This window comes from uncultured Campylobacter sp. (assembly GCF_937996225.1).
Lineage (GTDB): Bacteria > Campylobacterota > Campylobacteria > Campylobacterales > Campylobacteraceae > Campylobacter_B.
The window spans coordinates 44,265-62,270 of sequence record NZ_CALKTC010000031.1; the positions used below are offsets into that span (position 1 = coordinate 44,265).

An 18,006-nucleotide genomic window follows, 5' to 3' on the forward strand; every position below is an offset into this window, starting at 1 on the left:
GCGAAATTTTAAAATTCCGCGATTTATTTGAGTTCGACTTTAGCGCCTGCTTCTTCAAGCTCTTTTTTGGCCTTCTCGGCGTCTTCTTTGTTAAGTCCCTCTTTAAGAACGGACGGAGTAGCCTCGGTAGCGTCTTTGGCTTCTTTTAAACCAAGGCCCGTTAAGGCGCGAACAACTTTAATTACGTTAATTTTCTTATCGCCCGCATCAAGCAATACGACATCAAATTCTGTTTTCTCTTCAGCCGCTGCCGCGCCTGCGCCGCCAGCGCCTGCGCCGCCAGCTACCATAACCGGAGCTGCGCTTACGCCAAATTTTTCTTCGAATTCTTTAACTAACTCGCTAAGCTCTAGCACCGAAAGATTAGAGATATACTCTAAAACATCTTCTTTTGAAATTGCCATTTTATTCTCCTAAATTTTAATTAAGCGCTAGCTTCTTTTTTCTGCTTAAGCGCATTTAAGCCGATCGTAAAATTTTGAATCGGCGCATTCCATACTTGAAGTAGCATCGCGATAAGCTCATCTCTCGAAGGCATCTTCGAAAGCGCTCTAACCTTATCTATGCCAGCTACTTCCCCATCGATATGAGCGGTCTTAAGCTTAAAAATTTCATTTTTCTCTTCAAATTTAGCCGCTACTTTACATACAGAAAGCTGCTCGCCCCATAAGAAGATATTAGTATCTTTAAAGCTAAGTCCGTTTTTTTCGGCATTTTTTAAAGCGATATTAGCTAGGGTATTTTTGATAACCCGAACCTTTACGCCCGCTTCGCGCGCGCTATTTCTAAGATCTTCAAGCTGCTTAACGCTAAGGCCTTTAAAATCGGAAATTACTATAGCTTCGCTAGCCTTAAAAGCCTCACCAAGCTCCGCTACTATCTTTGATTTTTCGTCTCTCGTCATTAGGTCTCCTTTCCGATCGGTGATTTCAAGCCAAGCGATCGAAATTTTGAAATTTCGATCAATTAAGTTAAAAACCTTGAGCTATCTCCAATCTAAGATAAAAATTTAAAATTTTATTTTAAATCGATTATTTCTTGATTATCCAGTGTAACTGCAGGGCTCATAGTAAGTGAAAGCGATGCATGAGTTACGTATCTGCCCTTCGCAGTCGCTGGCTTATGCTTATTTATAGTTTTGATAAATGTCGTAATATTGTCTAAAAGCTGCTCTTTGCTAAAGCTAGCCTTGCCAAGGCCTGCGTGGATATTTCCTTGCTTATCGACGCGGAAATTTACCTGTCCACCCTTAGCATTTTTAACGGCCTGAGCGACATCCATAGTAACGGTACCGGTTTTAGGGTTCGGCATAACGCCTTTTGGACCGAGAATACGACCTACCTTACCGACTAGTCCCATTAAATTTGGAGTGGCGATAAGAACGTCGAAATTTATATTTCCTTTTTGAATCTCTTCAATCAGATCATCGGCACCCACGATATCGGCACCCGCTTCGCTAGCCTCGCTAGCTTTTGCGTCCTTTGCAATCACGGCTACTCGAACGCTTTTTCCCGTACCGGCAGGTAAAACGACCGAGCCGCGCACCATCTGATCGGCATGTCTTGGATCTACGTTTAGTTTAAGAGCGATCTCCACCGTCTCGTCAAATTTAGCAGAAGCTAGAGTTTTTACTGTGCTTACCGCTTCGTCTACACTATAAATTTTATTTACGTCAACTTTTTTTAAAAGTTCGTTGAATCTTTTTGAATTTTTTGGCATATATTTCTCCGCAATTAAAGTGCTACCGCTTTTTTAAACCTTAGCGGTCAAAAGGTCTAGTCAGTGACCGTAATACCCATAGAACGAGCCGAACCCGCTATAATCCTAGCAGCCTGCTCTCTATCTTTGGTATTCAGATCGGCGATCTTTTTCTCGACGATCTCTAAAACTTGAGCCTTAGTTAAGGATGCTACCTTCTTTTTAAGAGGGTTGTCCGAACCTTTATCTATCTTCGCCGCCTTTTTGATCAAATCTGTCGCAGGCGGTTGCTTAGTGATAAAAGTAAAGCTTTTATCGGCATAAACCGTGATGATGACCGGGATATTAAAGCCCGCCATATCTTTGGTTCGCTCGTTAAACGCTTTGCAAAATTCCATAATATTAACGCCCTTTTGACCTAGTGCAGGACCTACCGGCGGGCTTGGATTTGCTTTTGCGGCCGCTATTTGCAGCTTGATTTCGCCAACAACTTTCTTAGCCATAAATTTACTCCTTATAAAATTTAAATAATCTTTTCAACTTGCGAGTATGAAATTTCAATCGGCGTGCTTCGTCCGAAGATCGAAACATTGAGGCGAAGCTTGCCGTGGATCATATCATACTCTTCTACGATGCCGTTGAAATTAGCAAAAGGCCCATCGACGATCCTAACCGTCTCGCCCTCATCGAAATTAATCTTGGGCTTAGGAGCCTCGCGATTATTGATCTTTTCTAGAATTATTTCGATATCTTTTTCCGGTAGCGGAGAGGGTTTTTTCGCCTCGCCGATAAAGCGACTGACCTTAGGCAGCATCTGAATTCTATGCCATAAAGTGGTATCCAAATCTAAATTTGCAAAACAATACCCTGGATATAAGCTACGCTCTTTAATGGTTTGCTTTGTATTTTTGACCTCTATAACATCTTCGGTAGGCACTAGCACTTCGCCGATCTTAGTCTCAAGCGCTTCGTCTTGCTTTAGCGCTTCTATTGCGCGCTTTACCGCCATCTCGCTGCCGGCGTAAGTTTGTATCGCATACCATTTATTTGCCATATTGCGATCCTTACTTAAGCAGTTATCAAAGCGGACATAATAAGATCCACTAGCGCTAAGAACAGTGCGATAACTACGACTACGACTACTACAGAGATATATGCTGTTTTAGTCTGATCTTTAGTCGGGAAAATTACCTTATCTAACTCTATCTTTGCTTGTTTATAATACTCTTTTACTTTTTCCATACCCAATCCTCGTGGCAGGGCAAGAGGGATTCGAACCCCCAACCATCGGATTTGGAATCCGGCGCTCTACCGTTGGAGCTATTGCCCTATAACAATTAGCCTTTTAACTTGACTTCTTTATGAAGCGTGTGCTTTTTTAATCTGGGGCAATATTTTTTAAGTTCTAGTTTTTCGGTCGTAGTTTTGCTATTTTTATAAGTAGTATAGTTAATATCGCCACTTTCGGAGCATTTTAATCCGACCTTTACTCTACTTGAATTCTTTGCCATTTGGTTTCCTTGAATAAAAAAGCAAGCGGAATTTTAAAATTCCGCTTGCAAAAAATTAAGCGATAATTTTCGAAACGACGCCTGAGCCTACAGTATGACCGCCTTCGCGAATCGCGAAGCGCGTACCTTGCTCAAGAGCGATCGGAGCGATTAGCTCAACGGTGATTTTAACGTTATCGCCAGGCATTACCATCTCGGTCCCCTCAGGAAGAGTAATCGAACCGGTAACATCTGTCGTACGAACGTAAAACTGCGGTCTATAATTATTAAAGAATGGAGTATGGCGTCCGCCCTCTTCTTTAGTTAGGATATAAACCTCGCCCTCAAATTTAGTATGAGGAGTGATCGATTTTGGTTTGCATAGAACCATACCGCGCTCTACTTCTTCTTTCTTGGTACCGCGCAATAAAACACCTACATTATCGCCGGCTTCACCTTGATCCATCTCTTTTCTAAACATCTCAACGCCGGTAACGGTAGTAGTTTGAGTAGGTTTAATACCTACGATCTCGATAGTATCGCCAACTTTAACGATACCTTTTTCGATTCTACCAGTTACAACGGTACCGCGACCGGAAATCGAGAAAATATCTTCGATCGGAAGAAGGAAATCTTTATCAGTATCGCGAACAGGAGTTGGAATATAGCTATCAACTGCGTCCATAAGCTCCATAATCTTTGCAGACCATTCGCCATCTTGTCCAGCTTTTGCTTCCTCAAGAGCCTTAAGAGCAGAGCCCTTAATGATCGGAGTCTCGTCGCCAGGGAATTTATACTCTTTTAAAAGATCTCTAACTTCCTCTTCGACTAGCTCTAAAAGATCCGGATCATCAACCATGTCGGTTTTATTTAAGAAAACTACGATATATGGAACGCCTACCTGGCGAGAAAGTAAGATGTGCTCGCGAGTTTGAGGCATAGGACCATCTGCAGCGGAAACAACTAAAATAGCTCCGTCCATCTGAGCCGCGCCGGTAATCATATTTTTTACGTAGTCGGCGTGACCTGGGCAGTCAACGTGAGCATAGTGACGTTTCTCGGTCTCATATTCGATGTGAGACGTAGCGATAGTAATACCGCGCTCTTTTTCCTCTGGAGCGTTATCGATATTGTCGTAGTCTTTTAGCTCGGCTAGACCCTTCCTGGAAAGAACAGCAGAAATAGCAGCTGTCAAAGTAGTCTTACCATGGTCAACGTGACCGATGGTACCAATGTTTACGTGTGGCTTGTTACGATTAAATTTTTCTTTAGCCATCATATCCTCCGTTATTGATTTGTGGATTACACAACAAACTAAGCGACTCTATTTTATGGAGCTCATAGCGGGACTTGAACCCGCGACCTCTTCCTTACCAAGGAAGTGCTCTACCTCTGAGCCATATGAGCCTAAACTCAGGCAAAGAGAAATCGCTACCAATACCCAACAATGCGACCAAAATTTAGATTATGTAAGCATATAAAAGCAGTTAAGTTTTACAGCTCCCAGTAAACCTAAATGGTGGAGCGGGAAACGGGGCTCGAACCCGCGACCCTCAGCTTGGAAGGCTGATGCTCTAGCCAACTGAGCTAATCCCGCATCGAAAATTCATGGTGGTGAGACGTGGATTCGAACCACGGAAGGCAAAGCCAGCAGATTTACAGTCTGCCCTCGTTGGCCACTTGAGTATCTCACCCTTTGATGAAATCTGGTCAAACACTGTTACAAAAAATGGAGCTGGTGGACGGGATCGAACCGCCGACCCACTGCTTACAAGGCAGTAGCTCTACCAGCTGAGCTACACCAGCATTTTGAAATTGAAGTGGCAATTATAACCGAAAAATCCCCAATTGTCAAGGCTAAAACAGCCTATTTTAAAATTTCATAAAATTTCTGCTATAATGCGCGCAATTTTAAATTTTAAGGAATTTTATATGAAAATCGTACCTTGGATTATCATAGTTTTTATGATTTATTTGATTTATTATTTTATCTCCCGCTCGGAAAAGCGTCTAAATACCCTTGAAAAGCGCTTAAATAAAATAGAAGAAAACTTAAGCGAGATAAAAAAAGCTACCGAAGCCAACAGGCTTTTGATCGAAGAAGCAAAGCTGGACTCTGAAGATGACGCAAAAGAGCAAGAATAAAATTAAATTTAAAGCCCCGATCTCGCTAGCTTAGCCTTTTTGCCAAATATCTCGTACTGAAAATTGTGAGTATATTTTATGCATACTTTGACATTTTTGAAAGAAATTTTGCCGCAACGTCGAAATCGCGAAGTGCAAGAAGCTCATACGTAACTAATTCTTAAATTTTACGAAATTTAAAATTCGCGCTTTAATCCTGCAACGCTAAGCAAATCCACGCGAATTAATAAATCAAAATTCCAGCCATTAGCCGCAAATTCCATAGAATTTCAAATAATGCCACATAAAATTAAAATTCTGCCAAAATCCATCCCTCAATTCAACTTCTTAAAATTTTGCGCAAATCCCTCAGCTAAAATTATAAACTACAAAATTTTAGTATTTAAAATCATATTAATCAACCCCACCGCAGAGCAAAACCTGTGGGCTTGCCACCCCGTGCACTGCTTCAGGCTACTTTGTCCAAAAGCTCAAAGACGCAAACCGCAACCTTGACAAGCTAACGATAAAATTTAATCATAATTTTTAAAAACCAAAATTTCAAAAGCACGGAATTTTGTCCCAGGATGTGAATTGAGTAAAAAGCTAACGAAATGCAGGAATTCCGCAAGCGCGAAATTTATCCATTGGAATTTTCCTCGCCCATAAGCGCTTCAGCGATGAGCTCCAACGGATTTACGCACCTAATCTTCGAGTCACTTAAAGAAAGCGAGTTATTTAGCTGCATCCTGCATGCACTGCACTCGGCAGAAACTACGCGCACAGGCAGATCTGCCATTGCACGCGCCTTAGCTAATCCCACTGCGCGCGCGAGCTCGTAGCGCTCGGTTTGCATCGTCACGCCGCCAAATCCGCAGCATTTATTAGGCTCATTCATCTCAGTTATTTCGTAGTTTTGAGCGAGCAAGCCGCGCGGTTCTTTCCAAACACCCTGCATTTTGCGGGCATGGCACGGATCGTGATAAGTAATCGCTAAAGCCCTTTTGCCGCGGCGCATCAAAAGATCACTTAAGTTTGTAAATTTATAAAAGTATTCGCTCGCCATAAAAATTTTACTCGCAAGCTTTTGCGCACGGGCTTTCCATTGCGGCTCATTTTCAAAAAAATGCGCGTAATCCACCCGCAGCATTGCAGAGCACGTAGCCTCGGGCACGATAATCGCATCAAGAGCAGGCATGACTCTTTCGAAATATGCTATATTAAATTTTGCCACGCGTTCAACCGCCGCAAAATCTCCCGTAAAATACGCAGGAGCGCCGCAACAGGCTTGTTCCTTCATCAAATTTACGTTTAGCTTTAGCGCTCGCGCGATATGTAAAATCGCCTCGCCTACGCCCGTGTAAGCGTAGTTTGCCATGCAGCCGATAAAAATTCCGATAGTTTTTTCGCCGCCGTTGTCGATAAATTCTGCGTGCGAGTTCATAAAACTCTTTTTTGCAAGCGCAGGTAGCAGGCGCTCTTTTTTAAGTAGTGGCAAGTCAAATCTAGGCGACATAGAGCTTTGCGTATCTTTTCGCATCTTAAAGCCACAGCTAAGAAACACGTATCCAAGCGCTGCTGCTAGATCCAGCGCTTTGCGGTGCCCGAGCAGCCAAAACGCAGCTTTTTTGTACCACGCGATGCCAAATTTTTCCGCAATGCGCGCGCGAATATTCTCAATCGCCGTATCTATGGGCAAAGACTCGCCGCAAATATCTACGCAGTTGGTGCATAAAAAGCAGCTTTCAAAAATTTTCTTAGCGTTTTTATCAAGCTTTAGCTCATTTCTGCCGTAAGCGCCCAAAAGATCCACAAAACCGCGCGGGCTCGTTACTTCATCGCCGTTAATGCCATGAATCGTGCAGACTTGGATACATTTACCACATTTTACGCAACGCTCGCTAAGTGCTGCAAAATCGAACGCTCCAAGCTTTGCCCTACTCATAGCCGCGCCGCTTAAACGGTTTTTGAAAAGCGCTTCTCGCCCAAATTTTTACCCATATACTCATCAAAGCACATCGCGATATTGCGGATCAAAAGCGTGCCGGTGGGCGTTACGGAAATTCTATGCGGCGAGATTTGCACGAAATCCTTTAGCGCCTCAAGCTGCTTTAAGCTCGCATCAAAGTGCTCAAAAAATTTTATCTTAAATTTCTCCTCGATCGCCTCTATATCGACGCAAAAATTACTCATCAACCCCATAATCACCTCTTTGCGCAGCAGATCCTCTTCATTTAGCAAAATACCCCTACAATACGGCAGCCTGCCCGCATCGATCGCGGCCTCGTAAGCGTCCATATCTTTGAAATTTTGCGCGTAGTGGCGCGCGCCCTCGCCGATGCTGGTTAGCCCGATGCCGATCAGATCGGCGCCGCCCTTGGTCGTGTAGCCCTGGAAATTACGGTGTAGCGAGCCGTTTTTAAGCGCGGCATGAAGCTCGTCCGCGGGCTTTGAGTAGTGATCCATGCCGATCATCTCGTATCCGTTCGCGCTCAAAAAATCGTGCGTAAATTTCAAAATTTCAAGCTTCACTTTGGGCTCGGGCAGTGTCGTCTCGTCAAATTTACGCATAGATTTTTTTATCCACGGTACGTGCGCGTAGTTAAAGATTGCAAAGCGGTCCGGATCAAGCGAAAGCGCAAGCTCCAGCGTGCGCTTAAAGCTAGCTAGGCTCTGATACGGAAGGCCGTAGATCAGATCCATATTTATCGATTTTATCCCTCTCTCTCGCGCCATGGCTATGACGTCCCTCGTAAGCTCGAAAGGCTGGATGCGGTGGATCTCCTTTTGCACGCGCTCGTCGAAGTCCTGCACGCCGTAGCTGATGCGATTAAAGCCGTTTGAAATAAGCACATCTAGCTGCTCGGCGTTTAAAAACCGCGGATCGATCTCACAGCTGATCTCGGCTTCGGGGCTGAAATTTTTAAAATATTTTTTGATATTTTTTATGTGACGCGCGAGCTGTTCGGCGCTAAAATATGTAGGCGTGCCGCCGCCGAAGTGCATCTGCACGATCTGCCGCGAGCCGTCCACGACGCCGCTTAAAATTTGCATTTCGCGCTCGATATAGTCCAAATACCGATCCATCTTGTCGCGCTTACCTGTGTAGATTACGTTGCAGCCGCAAAAATAACAGGCGGAGCGACAAAACGGCATATGGAAGTAAAGCGACAGCGGCGTGGAACTTTTTTGATTTTTTAGCTCATTCAGATACCCGTCGTAGCTGAAGTTTTCGCTAAATTCCAAAGCAGTCGGATAGCTCGTGTAGCGGGGCCCTGGGCGCGAAAATTTCGCGTAAGCGTCGAAGTCTATGCTATTCACGGCCGCCCGCCTTGGTTTTGATAAGCTCTTCGATGTCGATGAAAAGGTTCGGATACAGGCTTTTTACGCGCGAGACGACGGCATCGACGTCTAAGCTTAATCTTTTCGCACTCGGATTTGCGCCCGTGAGCCTTCTGATCTCGTCCATACACACGATCCACGCGTCGCCGAAATCTACCGGCGTATGCTGCAAAATCGAGCGCTCAAGCTTGAGATTAAAATTTTCCTGCATCGCGTTTTTGGTCGCGGCGATGAGATTTGCAAGCGATTTTATCGAGATCATTGTGTGCACTTCGTTATTTTCGTCGATGCCGAACCACGGCTCCTCATCGCTCCACGAGCCGCTTTTTAGAGTGAGTTTTTTCTCGTTGTCCTCACCCTGCGAAATTTCAAAAACCGTCCTTTTCGAGCTATCCAGTCCGAAAAATTCGCTCGCTTTGTCGATCTTTTTTAGCGCTTTATCTTTTTCTTCCATGCGTTCTCCTAAATTTATCTTTTTTGATCCAGCCAGACCATGACGCCTTTTTGCGCGTGCAGGCGATTTTCCGCCTCTGCAAAAATTTCATCCGCGTGCGCTTCAAACACGGCCTCGCTTACCTCATATCCGCGGTACGCCGGCAGGCAGTGCAAAAAGATCGCGCCGCTACCTGCTAGAGCCATTAAGCTTTCATCCACGCAAAAACCCGCGAAATCGCGAATTCTTCGCTCTTTTTCGGCTTCTTGCCCCATCGAAACCCAAGTATCGGTCGTCACGACGTTTGCGCCCGCTACGGCTTCCTTTATATCGTTCGTTATTAAAATTTTAGCGCCTGAAATTTTAGCATTTTCTTGCGCCTGCGCCAGTATCTGCGGATCAGCCTCATAGCCCACGGGCGTCGCCACTCGCAGCTCAAAGCCAAGCTTGCTGGCAAGCATCAGCCACGAGTGCGTCATATTGTTGCCGTCGCCCACGTACGCGGCTTTTATCTTTGGAGTTTCAATACCGCACTCCACGATCGTCATTAGATCAGCCATCAACTGCACGGGATGAAATTTATCGCTTAGCCCGTTTATCACCGGCACGCGGCTAAAATCCGCAAGCTCTATGAGCGTCTCGTGGCGATTTACGCGCGCCATGATTAGATCGCACATTCGCGAAATCACGCGCGCAGTGTCTTTGATCGGCTCGCCTCGCCCGAGCTGGATGTCGCGACTGCTCAAAAACAGCGCATGCCCGCCGAGCTCGTTCATCCCTACGTCGAAGCTCACGCGCGTCCTTGTCGAGCTTTTTTCAAATATCATCGCTAATTTTTGATCTTTTAAATATGGCTTGAAATTTCGTGCCTTAGCTTCTTTCTTTATCTCAAACGCTAAATTTAAAATTTCGATTATCTCGTCTTTGCTAAAATCGTTTAACGTAAGAAAGTGCCTCATCTATCCCCCTCTTCTTTTATAAATTTACTAAAAAATTCTTTTAAATCACCTTTCGTCATATCGCCCATAGCCACCTTTACGACTACGTCTTCCATCGCCGCATAAAATTCCTCGTCGTCCAAAACTATAGAATTCGCCGATAAAAACTAGCGTCAAATATTTCATTTATCCTTTAATCGCTCAAAAACAGCCCTATTGCTAGGTTTATCCAGTTTCGCAATAACGGCGCTCGAAAGCTCGTCGAAATTCTCTATGCACTCATCCCCGTTTACGGGTAAAATTTTAGCTTCAAATTTCATCTTTTTTGCCAGCTTCATCACGGCATCCAAGACGGCTTGCATTTCATTACTTTTAATTTCGAGTCCTATCTTATTCATCGCTAGCCCCTGTTTAAAATTTCCGCGATCTCCTTGGCGTGATAGGTGATGATCATATCCGCGCCGGCGCGCCTTATGCCTATCATCGTCTCCATCATCACGCGCTCATAATCGATCACGCCCGCTTTTTTACCCGCCTGCAAAAGCGAGTATTCGCCGCTTACGTTATACGCACAGATCGGCAGCAGCGTGCGCTCTCTAAGGTCTCTGATTAGATCCAGATACGCAAGCGCGGGCTTTATCATCAAGATATCCGCTCCCTGCGCCTCGTCCTGCAGGCTTTCGTTGATCGCCTCAAATCTATTTGCGGGATCCATCTGGTAGCTACTGCGATCGCCGAAACTTGGCGCGCTCTCCGCCACGTCGCGAAACGGCCCGTAGTAGCCACTGGCGAACTTGCTCGAATACGCCATAATCGGTAAATTTTCAAATCCGCCGCGATCGAGCGTCTCTCGCAGAGTTGCGATAATACCGTCCATCATGCCGCTAGGCGCGATCATGTCCGCACCCGCTTTGGCGTGGATGAGCGCCTGCTGCGCCGAAATTTCAAGCGTCGCGTCGTTATCCACCGTCTGATGAACGTGATCAATGATGCCGCAGTGCCCATGGTCAGTGTATTCGCAAAAGCACAGATCGGTGATTACTAATAAATTTGGAAATTTAGCCTTTATCGCGCGCAGCGAAGTCGCGATGATGCCGTCCTCGCTTAGCGCGTCCGAGCCGATGCTGTCCTTTAGCGAAGGAATTCCAAAAAGCAAAATTTTATCCAAACCGAGTTTCAAAAGAGCCTCGCACTCTTTTAAAATTTCATCCAAGCTCATCTGAAATACGCCGGGCATCGAGGCGATCTCCTTTTTGATACCGCTTCCTTCCACGACAAAAAGCGGATAGATCAGCGAGCGGGTTTGCAGATTGGTTTGTCGCACCAGATCCCTAAGCGCAGGGTTTATTCGTAGCCGTCTAAATCGTTTAAACATTATTTTTCCTTTTTTAGCTAGAATTGTAAGATTTATAATATCACAATCGGAGTAAATTTAAGCATGGATATAAAAATTTCAGAGGTCGCAAATCTCCCCTCCCGCTTCGGAAGCTTCCGCGTTCAGTCGTTTAAGCAAGGCGAGAAAGAGCATTTAGTAATATTTAAGCAGCCTTTGGAGGGCGTCGTAAATGTGCGGATCCACTCGGAGTGCCTTACCGGCGATGCGATCGGAAGCCTAAAGTGCGACTGCCGCGACCAACTCGAAGCAAGCCTAAAATATATCGAGGAGCGCGGCGGCATGGTGATCTATCTGCGTCAGGAAGGGCGCAATATCGGGCTTTTTAATAAAATCAACGCCTACGCGCTGCAAGACCGGGGCCTCGATACGATCGAAGCAAACCATCAGCTAGGCTTCAAAGCGGACGAGCGTACCTACGAAATCGTGGATTTCATACTCGCTCATTTTGGAATTTCGCGCATAAATCTGCTTACGAACAACCCGCAAAAGCTGCACGATCTGAAGGTGGAAGTGGTCGCGCGCGTGCCGATCATCATCACGCCCAATAAATTTAACGAAAACTATCTGCGCGTCAAAAAAGAGCAGATGGGGCATCTGCTGTGAAGCTTGCGCCGGACGAGAGCTTTAACGAGCAGGTGGCTAAATTTAAAGCATGCCTGCAAAAATTTAACCGCGTCCATAGCCTCACGAATTACGACGATTTGGACGCGGTGGTGCGCGACAGCCTAAGCGGAGCGAATTTCATACCGCGCTATCCGCGCATCGCGTGCGACATCGGCTCGGGAGCGGGCTTTCCGGGGATATTTTTAGCGCTCGCGCTGCCGCTGTGTGAGTGGCATCTGTTTGAACCAAACCTTAAAAAAGCGGCGTTTCTAACCTACGCGAAGGTTAGTCTTGCGCTAGCTAACGTAAAAATCCACGCCGAGCGCGTGCAAGACGGCGCAAAGCTGCGCGCCGATCTGATAAGCTCTCGGGCTTTGATGAGCGCGCGAAATTTAATTGAAATTTGCCGCGGCTTTTACGATCAAAACACGACGTTTTTACTCTACAAAGGCTCAGGCGCAGAGGCGGAAGCGGAGGAATTCCGTAAGGAATTTACGAGCGCGAGCTGCGAAATTTTTAGCGGCGAAAACGCTTTGAAAAATAGAAAATTTTTAGTGATCAAAGGGGTGAAATAATGGGAAAAATTCTAGCCGCCGCCGTTATCGCGGCGCTCATATATTTTTTGATAGTGCCTAGATTTCGCATAAAGAAAAAAGACGATGCGACCGAGCTTTTGGCGTGCGACGAGTGTGGGACGTACTTTAGCAGCGACGAACTTGCTCTGCGCGATAAAAAGCGCCTTTGCAAGTCCTGTGAAGCCAAACTAAGGGGCGGCAAATGATCATCCTAGGCCACGCGCTCGTGCCCTACGAGCCGCTGTATCTCATCAAAAACGGCGACGAAGTTTTCAAATACGACAATCTGCTCTTTAAATTTAACGACAGGCTCATCACCGCCGCGCAAAAGGCGGAGAAAAAATTTAGCGTTATTACGAACGATATAAATGAAATTTTGCTCGCAAACGGCGCAGGCGCGCGCTTCATCGTCGTGGATAAAAAATCCGTCGCGGCCGCGCAAAAGCTAGCCAATGATTATCTTTTCGACGCCAAGATCGCGATGTTTATCGGCTCTGCACGGGCGTTAAAAAACTTAGCCGAGCTTGGAATCGACGCGGCGATCTTTAAAGACGCGATCGCAAACGCGCCCAAATCGCTACTTGCAAGCATTGGAGATAGCGTAGGCTCGAAATTTCACTTCGGGCTTCCGAAAAAAGATGAAATTTTCGGCGGCGCGCAAAAGCTCGCGGATAAAATTTCGGCTCTGGATAAAAAGCTAAGCGCGCCCGCAGCTGGTAAAAATGACGATATCTGGAAAAAATAGCAAAATCCTAAGCGAATTTATTCGCGAAGCGCAAAATTTCTATGACTCACACAAATTAAAATTCCGCGCGAAATTTTGCCTAACCACGCAGCTTGGAATTTCACGCGAGATTTCGATCGCTTACGCAGATCGGAATTCTACGCGGAATTTTGCCCTCTTTCGTAAATTATAATTCTGCGCGAAATCTCACGCGTCCTCTGCAAAATTTTCTCGCTTACTCAATTTAAAATTTTACCCGCTCGGATAGATTTAAATTTTACGTAGAATTCCGCCTGTCCTCGCGGCAAGAAATTTCAAATATAATTTTACCCTCTCGTGCGATGCAAAATTTTACTAAATTTTCTACGCGTGATATAAAATCTACGTAAATTTTACTCGCGCAATTAACGTAAATAAAAATTCTGTACCTGCCTAAGCTTCATAGAATTTTGCGCAAAATTTACCCGCAGAGACGATATAAATTCCTAGCCATTGTTTTAAAATTTGCTCGCGTTTTAGCTGATTTTATGCGCGCGGTAAGGATTTTTTAAAGCTAAAATTTTATATAATTATGCGTTTCAAAAAGGCATATTTTGAGTACTAAATTCTTTCTAGCGATCCTTGCGATAGGCGTTATAATGGGGCTTTGCGCAGGGCTCTTAAACTTCGGCATCAACGAAATTGAAACTTTTGCTTTCGGGCATAATGATGAGGAATTTCACATTATCACGGAGCAAACCACTGCGCTTAGGCGCTTTCTTAGCGTCCTCGCAGCCGGCGTAATCGTAACTTTAATTAGAATTCTGCTAATAAGACTGAAACCTTTTTTAAATGTAGCTTCGATGATGAAGGGGCAAAATCCGCCGTTTTGGCAAAATTTAATCCACTCGGTTTTGCAGCTTGCAGCCATCGCCTTGGGCGCACCGGTAGGCAGTGAGGCTGCTCCGCGCGAGCTAGGTGGCTTGTTTGCAGCTAAAATTTGCCGCGCCTTAAATATCAGCGGAGATGAGCTTCGGCTATTTGTCGCATGTGGCGCGGGAGCGGGACTAGGCGCTGCATATAACGTCCCGTTAGCGGGCGCGCTTTTTAGCCTAGAAATTTTGCTTAAAAGCTTCGATACTCGAGCGATTTTATGCGCCTTTGCTACAAGTGCGGTGGCTACAGCTACGGCGGAATTCGGAGCTTCAAAAGAAATTTATTACGCAGTTTCAAACTTCGCCCCTACCCCGCAGAATTTACTCGCAGCGGCTCTAATCGGGCTTGTCACGGGGGTCGCAGCAAAATACTTTCAAGACGGAGTGCGCTTGTGCGAAAAGCTGCGCATAAAAAGCCTTAAAATCGCGCTTACACTGCCATTTGCATTCTTGCTTACCGCGGCGATCGGCGCATACGTACCAGAAATTTTAGGTAACGGGCGCTCCGCAGCGCAGTTTGCTTTCAACTCAGCGTCCTTTAGCCCATGTTTGCTTGCGATCTTGCTTTGCAAGGCATTTTGCATTTTGATGATCTTTCGCTGCGGCGGATACGGCGGCACGCTTACGCCGAGTTTCGCGCTGGGCGCAGTTTTAGGGCTATGCGTGGGGTTTGCGATCGGCGAAATTCTGCCTATTAACCTAAGCGCAGCTGGGGTTTGCGGAGGGGCTGCCTTTTTAGCGATCAACTTAAACGCGCCGCTTTGCGCCTTTGCCCTAAGCGCGGGATTTTGCGGGCTAAATCTCAACTCATATTCGGTCGTCGTTTTTAGCATCGTATGCGCCGTGATCGCTAGAAATTTACTGACGAAAAATTTAGCGTAGTCGCAGCGCTGATAATTCATACGCTGCAAATCTGAATAGACGGGCGCGGCGATGATGGTCCAAGAACCTGCCCCGTCAGCATAGAGTGAGCGCCATAGGTCGCATCATTGGACTAGGTCGGAGCCGTAAGGATATGTGCCTAAGCTGATCGTTGGTAAATTTAAGATAAAATTTTGCCACTTTAACCAAAGGAGAAGACAATGGGTTTACTTTCATTCGTAGCCGAAGCAGGCAAGAAACTACTAGGTCTAGGCGATGACGCCAAATCCGTAAAAGACGAGATCGCCGCCAATCTCAGCTCTACGCCGGTAGAAGGGCTAGAGGTCAAGGTGCAGGGCGACACCGTCAAAATAAGCGGTAACGCCGATAAGGAAACTCTCGAAAAAGCAGCCCTCATCGCGGGCAACACCGCAGGCATCAAAAACGTGCAGATCGAGGGCATCAGAGAGGATAGCGCCGAAAACTACTACACCATCGTAAAGGGCGATAACCTATCTAAAATCGCGAAGAAATTTTACGGCGACGCGAACAAATACAAGATTATTTTCGACGCCAACCGCGAGGTTATCAAGGACGCGAACCTCATCTATCCGGGGCAGAAGATCAGAATTCCAAAAGTTTAAGCTCGCTTTTGAATGCTGCGGCTTGATTTTGCAAGCCGCGGATTTGCTTTTGCGAGGCGGGTTTTGATTTTAAGCCGTGACGCGGTTTTGCGAGCCTGTTGCGGTAGATAGTGGATTATCCGCCGCACCTGCGTGCTGCCGCCCTATTTGAGAATATATAAAACGCTTTAAAATTCCGTTTATAAAGAGCTAAATTTGGATAAATTTGAAATCAGCGCTACGCTAAAAAAGACCGAAACTAGGGATTACGACAAATATCCGATAATCATCAAAGACAACGCAATAGAGATGATAAAGCTATATCTGCCGATTGTATTTATTTTGGACTTTCTTTCACATTTTGCACCATACAGACCACCACATCCAGGAGAGCTAAATGAACGCCCAAAAGAGCTAGGAAGTTGCTATATTAAATTTAAAAATTCCGCCATAGAGTATTTTTCTACGAAGAAGAATTTAGTCCTGCTCGAAATAAAATTATCAAATATAGTGGGGATAAAACGAACCTTTGGGCCTTCCCAACCCCAATTGCCGACAATCACAAAAAAGTTTGCAATTAGCGTCGTTATGATCTACTTCGTTTTGATGTCCACGGTTTTTTACTTTAAAGGCTATGCGATAGCCCCATTTATAGTGCCGATAGCATTTGGGCTCAGCATACTCCCGCTACTGATTTTTAGATTAGTAAACGGGCTGGGGTTTGGACTGGATATGCTAAGCGGCGATAGTTTGATCATTTTCGATAAGCACTTCATCATCGACGCCTCAATTTTAACGAACAGCGAATACAAGGAGCTAAAAACCTATTTTCTACTAAAAACGGGTAAAAATTTAGACAAAATCCGGCCGCAAATTTTTATATAAGCTAGGAGTAAAGAGTAGATTTAGACGTAAAGCAAAAATTTGATAAGCAGCTAAGCGATAAACGTTTAGAAAATAGCCTCGTATGAAATCAAAATTTAATAAAGACCTAAACGCGCCGAATTATCTTTTAAGAGTTAAAAATTTTTAGCAAAAATACCGCTCAAATTTTATTAAATCCAAATCCTCACATTCAGTTTTAAAATTTTAACGATACTCAAAAAGTTTAAAATTTCGCTCTTTATCTCGCTTGCGGGGTCGCGGCGCAGCACGCTTTCATAGACGCTAGGCTCGAAATTATCGCGCCCGGTGTGCACGAAAATATGGATCCTCCGCTCTCTGATGCTCGCCCAGATCTGCGCCCCCATCGCATCGCCCACCGCCAAAAACCGCTCCATAAATGCAGGCGTTAGCACGTACATCGCGTTTTGCGGCTCGTCGCTAAGCACCTTGTATCGCGCGGCAAACTCCACGTTATCCATCGCAACGGGCTTTAGACCTACGTGCTGTTTATTTTGCATCTCGCGCGGATAGATGAAAACGGGCGCGATGATGCGTTTGTTAAATTCCGCTACAAAAAACGCCCCCACGAGCTCGTGCTGCAAATTTTGATGAAAAAAGCTCACGTCGCTAAACTCGAAGCTCACCCCCTGCCACGCGCCGCCCACGCGGTCGTTGCCGTGCAGATTTTCGATAAACTCGAACAGATCGCTCTGCACCACGCGCCAAAAAGGCACGCTACCGTAGGAGACGTATTCGTAGCCGAGCTCGCGCACGAAAGGCGCCAGATAGTGCTGCTTGTAGCTTTGGCGGTACCGCCCGGTAAAGATCTCTTGCATGCTTTTTACGCCGAGCGCGTAAAGCCGCGCCGCTAACCACGCCCCAAGCGCAAGCGCAGCCAAGCCTATCAGCGCCTGCGGCAAGGCAGCGGAGTATTTGAAGATCAAAAACGAGATCGCGACCGCGCCAAATTTCAAAATATTTTCCGTGCCGATGAGATCCTTTTGCCAACCGTTTAAGTGCACCTCGCGCAAGCTCACGGCGAGCGAGGCGATCGCCAGCAGCATAAGCATCGTTGCGCCAAAGCTCTGCACGCCTTGCCTGCGCGCGAAATACGCGATGACGCCGAATACCGCAAACAGGGCGATCGTGCTTATGACGGCTACGAGCTTTAGCTGTTCCACGTGCTTTTTGGCGTCCAGTCGCAGGCGCTCCAAATCGTAAATAGTCAAAATTTCGCCTTTTTTAAATTTGTCCGCAATTTTAGCGAAATTCTAGGAATTTTGGAATTTTAAAGCTTACTCGTCCGCACATAAGGCGAATTTTTTATATGAATTTTACACAGCGTCCTAGATTTAAGGATAAATTCAAAGCTCTAAGCTTAAAATTTCGCCGTAGCGGGG

The 18,006-nt window shown here is 45.7% G+C and carries 24 protein-coding genes and 5 tRNA genes; 8 read left to right on the forward strand and 21 right to left on the reverse strand.

The features are described from left to right. Positions 1 to 23: 23 nt before the first annotated feature. From rplL to Q0174_RS04220, 13 genes are all read right to left on the reverse strand, one after another. Positions 24 to 404: a 50S ribosomal protein L7/L12 gene (rplL, locus tag Q0174_RS04160; protein ID WP_177386842.1), complete on the reverse strand. Its 381-nt coding sequence runs from the start codon at positions 402 to 404 to the stop codon at positions 24 to 26. Between the two features lie 20 nt (positions 405 to 424). Further along, positions 425 to 904, reverse strand: coding sequence for a 50S ribosomal protein L10 (rplJ, locus tag Q0174_RS04165; protein ID WP_291939396.1), 480 nt, complete (start codon positions 902 to 904; stop codon positions 425 to 427). 113 nt (positions 905 to 1,017) lie between these two features. Continuing rightward, entirely contained in the window at positions 1,018 to 1,719 is a 702-nt protein-coding gene (gene rplA / locus Q0174_RS04170) for a 50S ribosomal protein L1 (protein ID WP_298041813.1), read from the reverse strand. Between the two features lie 56 nt (positions 1,720 to 1,775). Continuing rightward, positions 1,776 to 2,201: a 50S ribosomal protein L11 gene (rplK, locus tag Q0174_RS04175; RefSeq protein WP_005872629.1), complete on the reverse strand. Its 426-nt coding sequence runs from the start codon at positions 2,199 to 2,201 to the stop codon at positions 1,776 to 1,778. Between the two features lie 20 nt (positions 2,202 to 2,221). Further along, a complete protein-coding gene (gene nusG, locus Q0174_RS04180) occupies positions 2,222 to 2,752 on the reverse strand; it encodes a transcription termination/antitermination protein NusG (protein ID WP_298041814.1) in 531 nt (176 codons plus the stop codon). Between the two features lie 14 nt (positions 2,753 to 2,766). Continuing rightward, complete coding sequence (secE, locus tag Q0174_RS04185) at positions 2,767 to 2,940, reverse strand: preprotein translocase subunit SecE (protein ID WP_297997693.1); 174 nt, start codon at positions 2,938 to 2,940, stop codon at positions 2,767 to 2,769. A gap of 12 nt (positions 2,941 to 2,952) precedes the next feature. Then, positions 2,953 to 3,028, reverse strand: a tRNA-Trp gene (locus tag Q0174_RS04190). A 7-nt stretch (positions 3,029 to 3,035) separates the two neighbouring features. Then, complete coding sequence (gene rpmG / locus Q0174_RS04195; RefSeq protein ID WP_005872634.1) at positions 3,036 to 3,209, reverse strand: 50S ribosomal protein L33; 174 nt, start codon at positions 3,207 to 3,209, stop codon at positions 3,036 to 3,038. A gap of 55 nt (positions 3,210 to 3,264) precedes the next feature. Then, a complete protein-coding gene (tuf, locus tag Q0174_RS04200; protein ID WP_040304280.1) occupies positions 3,265 to 4,464 on the reverse strand; it encodes an elongation factor Tu in 1,200 nt (399 codons plus the stop codon). Positions 4,465 to 4,520: 56 nt separating this feature from the next. Next, positions 4,521 to 4,595: transfer RNA gene (locus Q0174_RS04205), tRNA-Thr, on the reverse strand. 113 nt (positions 4,596 to 4,708) lie between these two features. Then, positions 4,709 to 4,785: transfer RNA gene (locus Q0174_RS04210), tRNA-Gly, on the reverse strand. A gap of 12 nt (positions 4,786 to 4,797) precedes the next feature. After that, positions 4,798 to 4,882, reverse strand: a tRNA-Tyr gene (locus Q0174_RS04215). 36 nt (positions 4,883 to 4,918) lie between these two features. Beyond that, a tRNA-Thr gene (locus tag Q0174_RS04220) sits at positions 4,919 to 4,994 on the reverse strand. A 126-nt stretch (positions 4,995 to 5,120) separates the two neighbouring features. Between Q0174_RS04220 and Q0174_RS04225 the strand changes: the two genes are divergently transcribed. Beyond that, complete coding sequence (locus Q0174_RS04225) at positions 5,121 to 5,333, forward strand: hypothetical protein (RefSeq protein WP_297882846.1); 213 nt, start codon at positions 5,121 to 5,123, stop codon at positions 5,331 to 5,333. Positions 5,334 to 5,952: 619 nt separating this feature from the next. On the opposite strand, the gene Q0174_RS04230 is transcribed toward Q0174_RS04225, so the two are convergent. Genes Q0174_RS04230 through hemB form a run of 7 tightly spaced genes read right to left on the reverse strand, consistent with a single transcriptional unit; the run spans position 5,953 to position 11,400 of the window. Continuing rightward, complete coding sequence (locus Q0174_RS04230; protein WP_298041815.1) at positions 5,953 to 7,257, reverse strand: (Fe-S)-binding protein; 1,305 nt, start codon at positions 7,255 to 7,257, stop codon at positions 5,953 to 5,955. A gap of 11 nt (positions 7,258 to 7,268) precedes the next feature. After that, on the reverse strand, positions 7,269 to 8,633 hold the full coding sequence (hemN, locus tag Q0174_RS04235) for an oxygen-independent coproporphyrinogen III oxidase (protein ID WP_298041816.1): 1,365 nt from the start codon (positions 8,631 to 8,633) through the stop codon (positions 7,269 to 7,271). Further along, complete coding sequence (locus Q0174_RS04240; RefSeq protein ID WP_298041817.1) at positions 8,626 to 9,108, reverse strand: DUF2603 domain-containing protein; 483 nt, start codon at positions 9,106 to 9,108, stop codon at positions 8,626 to 8,628. The genes hemN and Q0174_RS04240 overlap by 8 nt, the downstream gene beginning before the upstream one ends. Before the next feature lie 14 nt (positions 9,109 to 9,122). Continuing rightward, positions 9,123 to 10,046: an ornithine carbamoyltransferase gene (gene argF, locus Q0174_RS04245; RefSeq protein WP_298041818.1), complete on the reverse strand. Its 924-nt coding sequence runs from the start codon at positions 10,044 to 10,046 to the stop codon at positions 9,123 to 9,125. Next, positions 10,043 to 10,168, reverse strand: coding sequence for a hypothetical protein (locus tag Q0174_RS04250; RefSeq protein WP_298041819.1), 126 nt, complete (start codon positions 10,166 to 10,168; stop codon positions 10,043 to 10,045). The genes argF and Q0174_RS04250 overlap by 4 nt, the downstream gene beginning before the upstream one ends. 39 nt (positions 10,169 to 10,207) lie before the next feature. After that, a complete protein-coding gene (locus tag Q0174_RS04255) occupies positions 10,208 to 10,423 on the reverse strand; it encodes a hypothetical protein (RefSeq protein WP_298041820.1) in 216 nt (71 codons plus the stop codon). 2 nt (positions 10,424 to 10,425) lie between these two features. Beyond that, a complete protein-coding gene (gene hemB, locus Q0174_RS04260; protein ID WP_298041821.1) occupies positions 10,426 to 11,400 on the reverse strand; it encodes a porphobilinogen synthase in 975 nt (324 codons plus the stop codon). A gap of 63 nt (positions 11,401 to 11,463) precedes the next feature. Here hemB and ribA point away from each other — a divergent pair, with 63 nt between their 5' ends. The 7 genes from ribA to Q0174_RS04295 all read left to right on the forward strand — a co-directional run bounded on the left by ribA (position 11,464) and on the right by Q0174_RS04295 (position 16,606). Beyond that, on the forward strand, positions 11,464 to 12,024 hold the full coding sequence (ribA, locus tag Q0174_RS04265) for a GTP cyclohydrolase II (RefSeq protein ID WP_298041822.1): 561 nt from the start codon (positions 11,464 to 11,466) through the stop codon (positions 12,022 to 12,024). Next, on the forward strand, positions 12,021 to 12,599 hold the full coding sequence (gene rsmG / locus Q0174_RS04270) for a 16S rRNA (guanine(527)-N(7))-methyltransferase RsmG (RefSeq protein ID WP_298041823.1): 579 nt from the start codon (positions 12,021 to 12,023) through the stop codon (positions 12,597 to 12,599). The genes ribA and rsmG overlap by 4 nt, the downstream gene beginning before the upstream one ends. Continuing rightward, on the forward strand, positions 12,599 to 12,805 hold the full coding sequence (locus Q0174_RS04275; protein WP_298041824.1) for a hypothetical protein: 207 nt from the start codon (positions 12,599 to 12,601) through the stop codon (positions 12,803 to 12,805). Before rsmG ends, Q0174_RS04275 begins: the two co-directional genes overlap by 1 nt. Next, the gene (locus tag Q0174_RS04280) at positions 12,802 to 13,344 is read left to right on the forward strand and encodes a hypothetical protein (protein WP_298041825.1); all 543 of its coding nucleotides are present in this window, start codon (positions 12,802 to 12,804) and stop codon (positions 13,342 to 13,344) included. Before Q0174_RS04275 ends, Q0174_RS04280 begins: the two co-directional genes overlap by 4 nt. Before the next feature lie 572 nt (positions 13,345 to 13,916). Continuing rightward, the gene (locus Q0174_RS04285) at positions 13,917 to 15,119 is read left to right on the forward strand and encodes a chloride channel protein (protein ID WP_298041826.1); all 1,203 of its coding nucleotides are present in this window, start codon (positions 13,917 to 13,919) and stop codon (positions 15,117 to 15,119) included. A 200-nt stretch (positions 15,120 to 15,319) separates the two neighbouring features. After that, positions 15,320 to 15,742, forward strand: a complete 423-nt coding sequence (gene lysM, locus Q0174_RS04290) for a peptidoglycan-binding protein LysM (RefSeq protein WP_298041827.1) — start codon at positions 15,320 to 15,322, stop codon at positions 15,740 to 15,742. A 195-nt stretch (positions 15,743 to 15,937) separates the two neighbouring features. Beyond that, complete coding sequence (locus Q0174_RS04295; protein WP_298041828.1) at positions 15,938 to 16,606, forward strand: hypothetical protein; 669 nt, start codon at positions 15,938 to 15,940, stop codon at positions 16,604 to 16,606. A gap of 170 nt (positions 16,607 to 16,776) precedes the next feature. Here Q0174_RS04295 and Q0174_RS04300 read toward each other — a convergent pair whose 3' ends face one another. Continuing rightward, the gene (locus Q0174_RS04300; protein ID WP_298041829.1) at positions 16,777 to 17,835 is read right to left on the reverse strand and encodes a DUF3137 domain-containing protein; all 1,059 of its coding nucleotides are present in this window, start codon (positions 17,833 to 17,835) and stop codon (positions 16,777 to 16,779) included. Positions 17,836 to 18,006 lie beyond the last annotated feature (171 nt).

Excerpts from the sequence above, each read along its gene's own strand:
- rplK (WP_005872629.1), bottom strand. The coding sequence starts at position 2,201 with ATGGCTAAGAAAGTTGTTGGCGAAATCAAGCTGCAAATAGCGGCCGCA.
- Q0174_RS04280 (WP_298041825.1), top strand. The coding sequence starts at position 12,802 with ATGATCATCCTAGGCCACGCGCTCGTGCCCTACGAGCCGCTGTATCTC.
- lysM (WP_298041827.1), top strand. The coding sequence starts at position 15,320 with ATGGGTTTACTTTCATTCGTAGCCGAAGCAGGCAAGAAACTACTAGGT.
- argF (WP_298041818.1), bottom strand. The coding sequence starts at position 10,046 with ATGAGGCACTTTCTTACGTTAAACGATTTTAGCAAAGACGAGATAATC.
- rplJ (WP_291939396.1), bottom strand. The coding sequence starts at position 904 with ATGACGAGAGACGAAAAATCAAAGATAGTAGCGGAGCTTGGTGAGGCT.
- rplL (WP_177386842.1), bottom strand. The coding sequence starts at position 404 with ATGGCAATTTCAAAAGAAGATGTTTTAGAGTATATCTCTAATCTTTCG.
- nusG (WP_298041814.1), bottom strand. The coding sequence starts at position 2,752 with ATGGCAAATAAATGGTATGCGATACAAACTTACGCCGGCAGCGAGATG.
- Q0174_RS04255 (WP_298041820.1), bottom strand. The coding sequence starts at position 10,423 with ATGAATAAGATAGGACTCGAAATTAAAAGTAATGAAATGCAAGCCGTC.
- Q0174_RS04230 (WP_298041815.1), bottom strand. The coding sequence starts at position 7,257 with ATGAGTAGGGCAAAGCTTGGAGCGTTCGATTTTGCAGCACTTAGCGAG.
- Q0174_RS04240 (WP_298041817.1), bottom strand. The coding sequence starts at position 9,108 with ATGGAAGAAAAAGATAAAGCGCTAAAAAAGATCGACAAAGCGAGCGAA.
- rplA (WP_298041813.1), bottom strand. The coding sequence starts at position 1,719 with ATGCCAAAAAATTCAAAAAGATTCAACGAACTTTTAAAAAAAGTTGAC.
- ribA (WP_298041822.1), top strand. The coding sequence starts at position 11,464 with ATGGATATAAAAATTTCAGAGGTCGCAAATCTCCCCTCCCGCTTCGGA.
- rpmG (WP_005872634.1), bottom strand. The coding sequence starts at position 3,209 with ATGGCAAAGAATTCAAGTAGAGTAAAGGTCGGATTAAAATGCTCCGAA.
- secE (WP_297997693.1), bottom strand. The coding sequence starts at position 2,940 with ATGGAAAAAGTAAAAGAGTATTATAAACAAGCAAAGATAGAGTTAGAT.
- Q0174_RS04225 (WP_297882846.1), top strand. The coding sequence starts at position 5,121 with ATGAAAATCGTACCTTGGATTATCATAGTTTTTATGATTTATTTGATT.
- Q0174_RS04275 (WP_298041824.1), top strand. The coding sequence starts at position 12,599 with ATGGGAAAAATTCTAGCCGCCGCCGTTATCGCGGCGCTCATATATTTT.
- tuf (WP_040304280.1), bottom strand. The coding sequence starts at position 4,464 with ATGGCTAAAGAAAAATTTAATCGTAACAAGCCACACGTAAACATTGGT.
- hemB (WP_298041821.1), bottom strand. The coding sequence starts at position 11,400 with ATGTTTAAACGATTTAGACGGCTACGAATAAACCCTGCGCTTAGGGAT.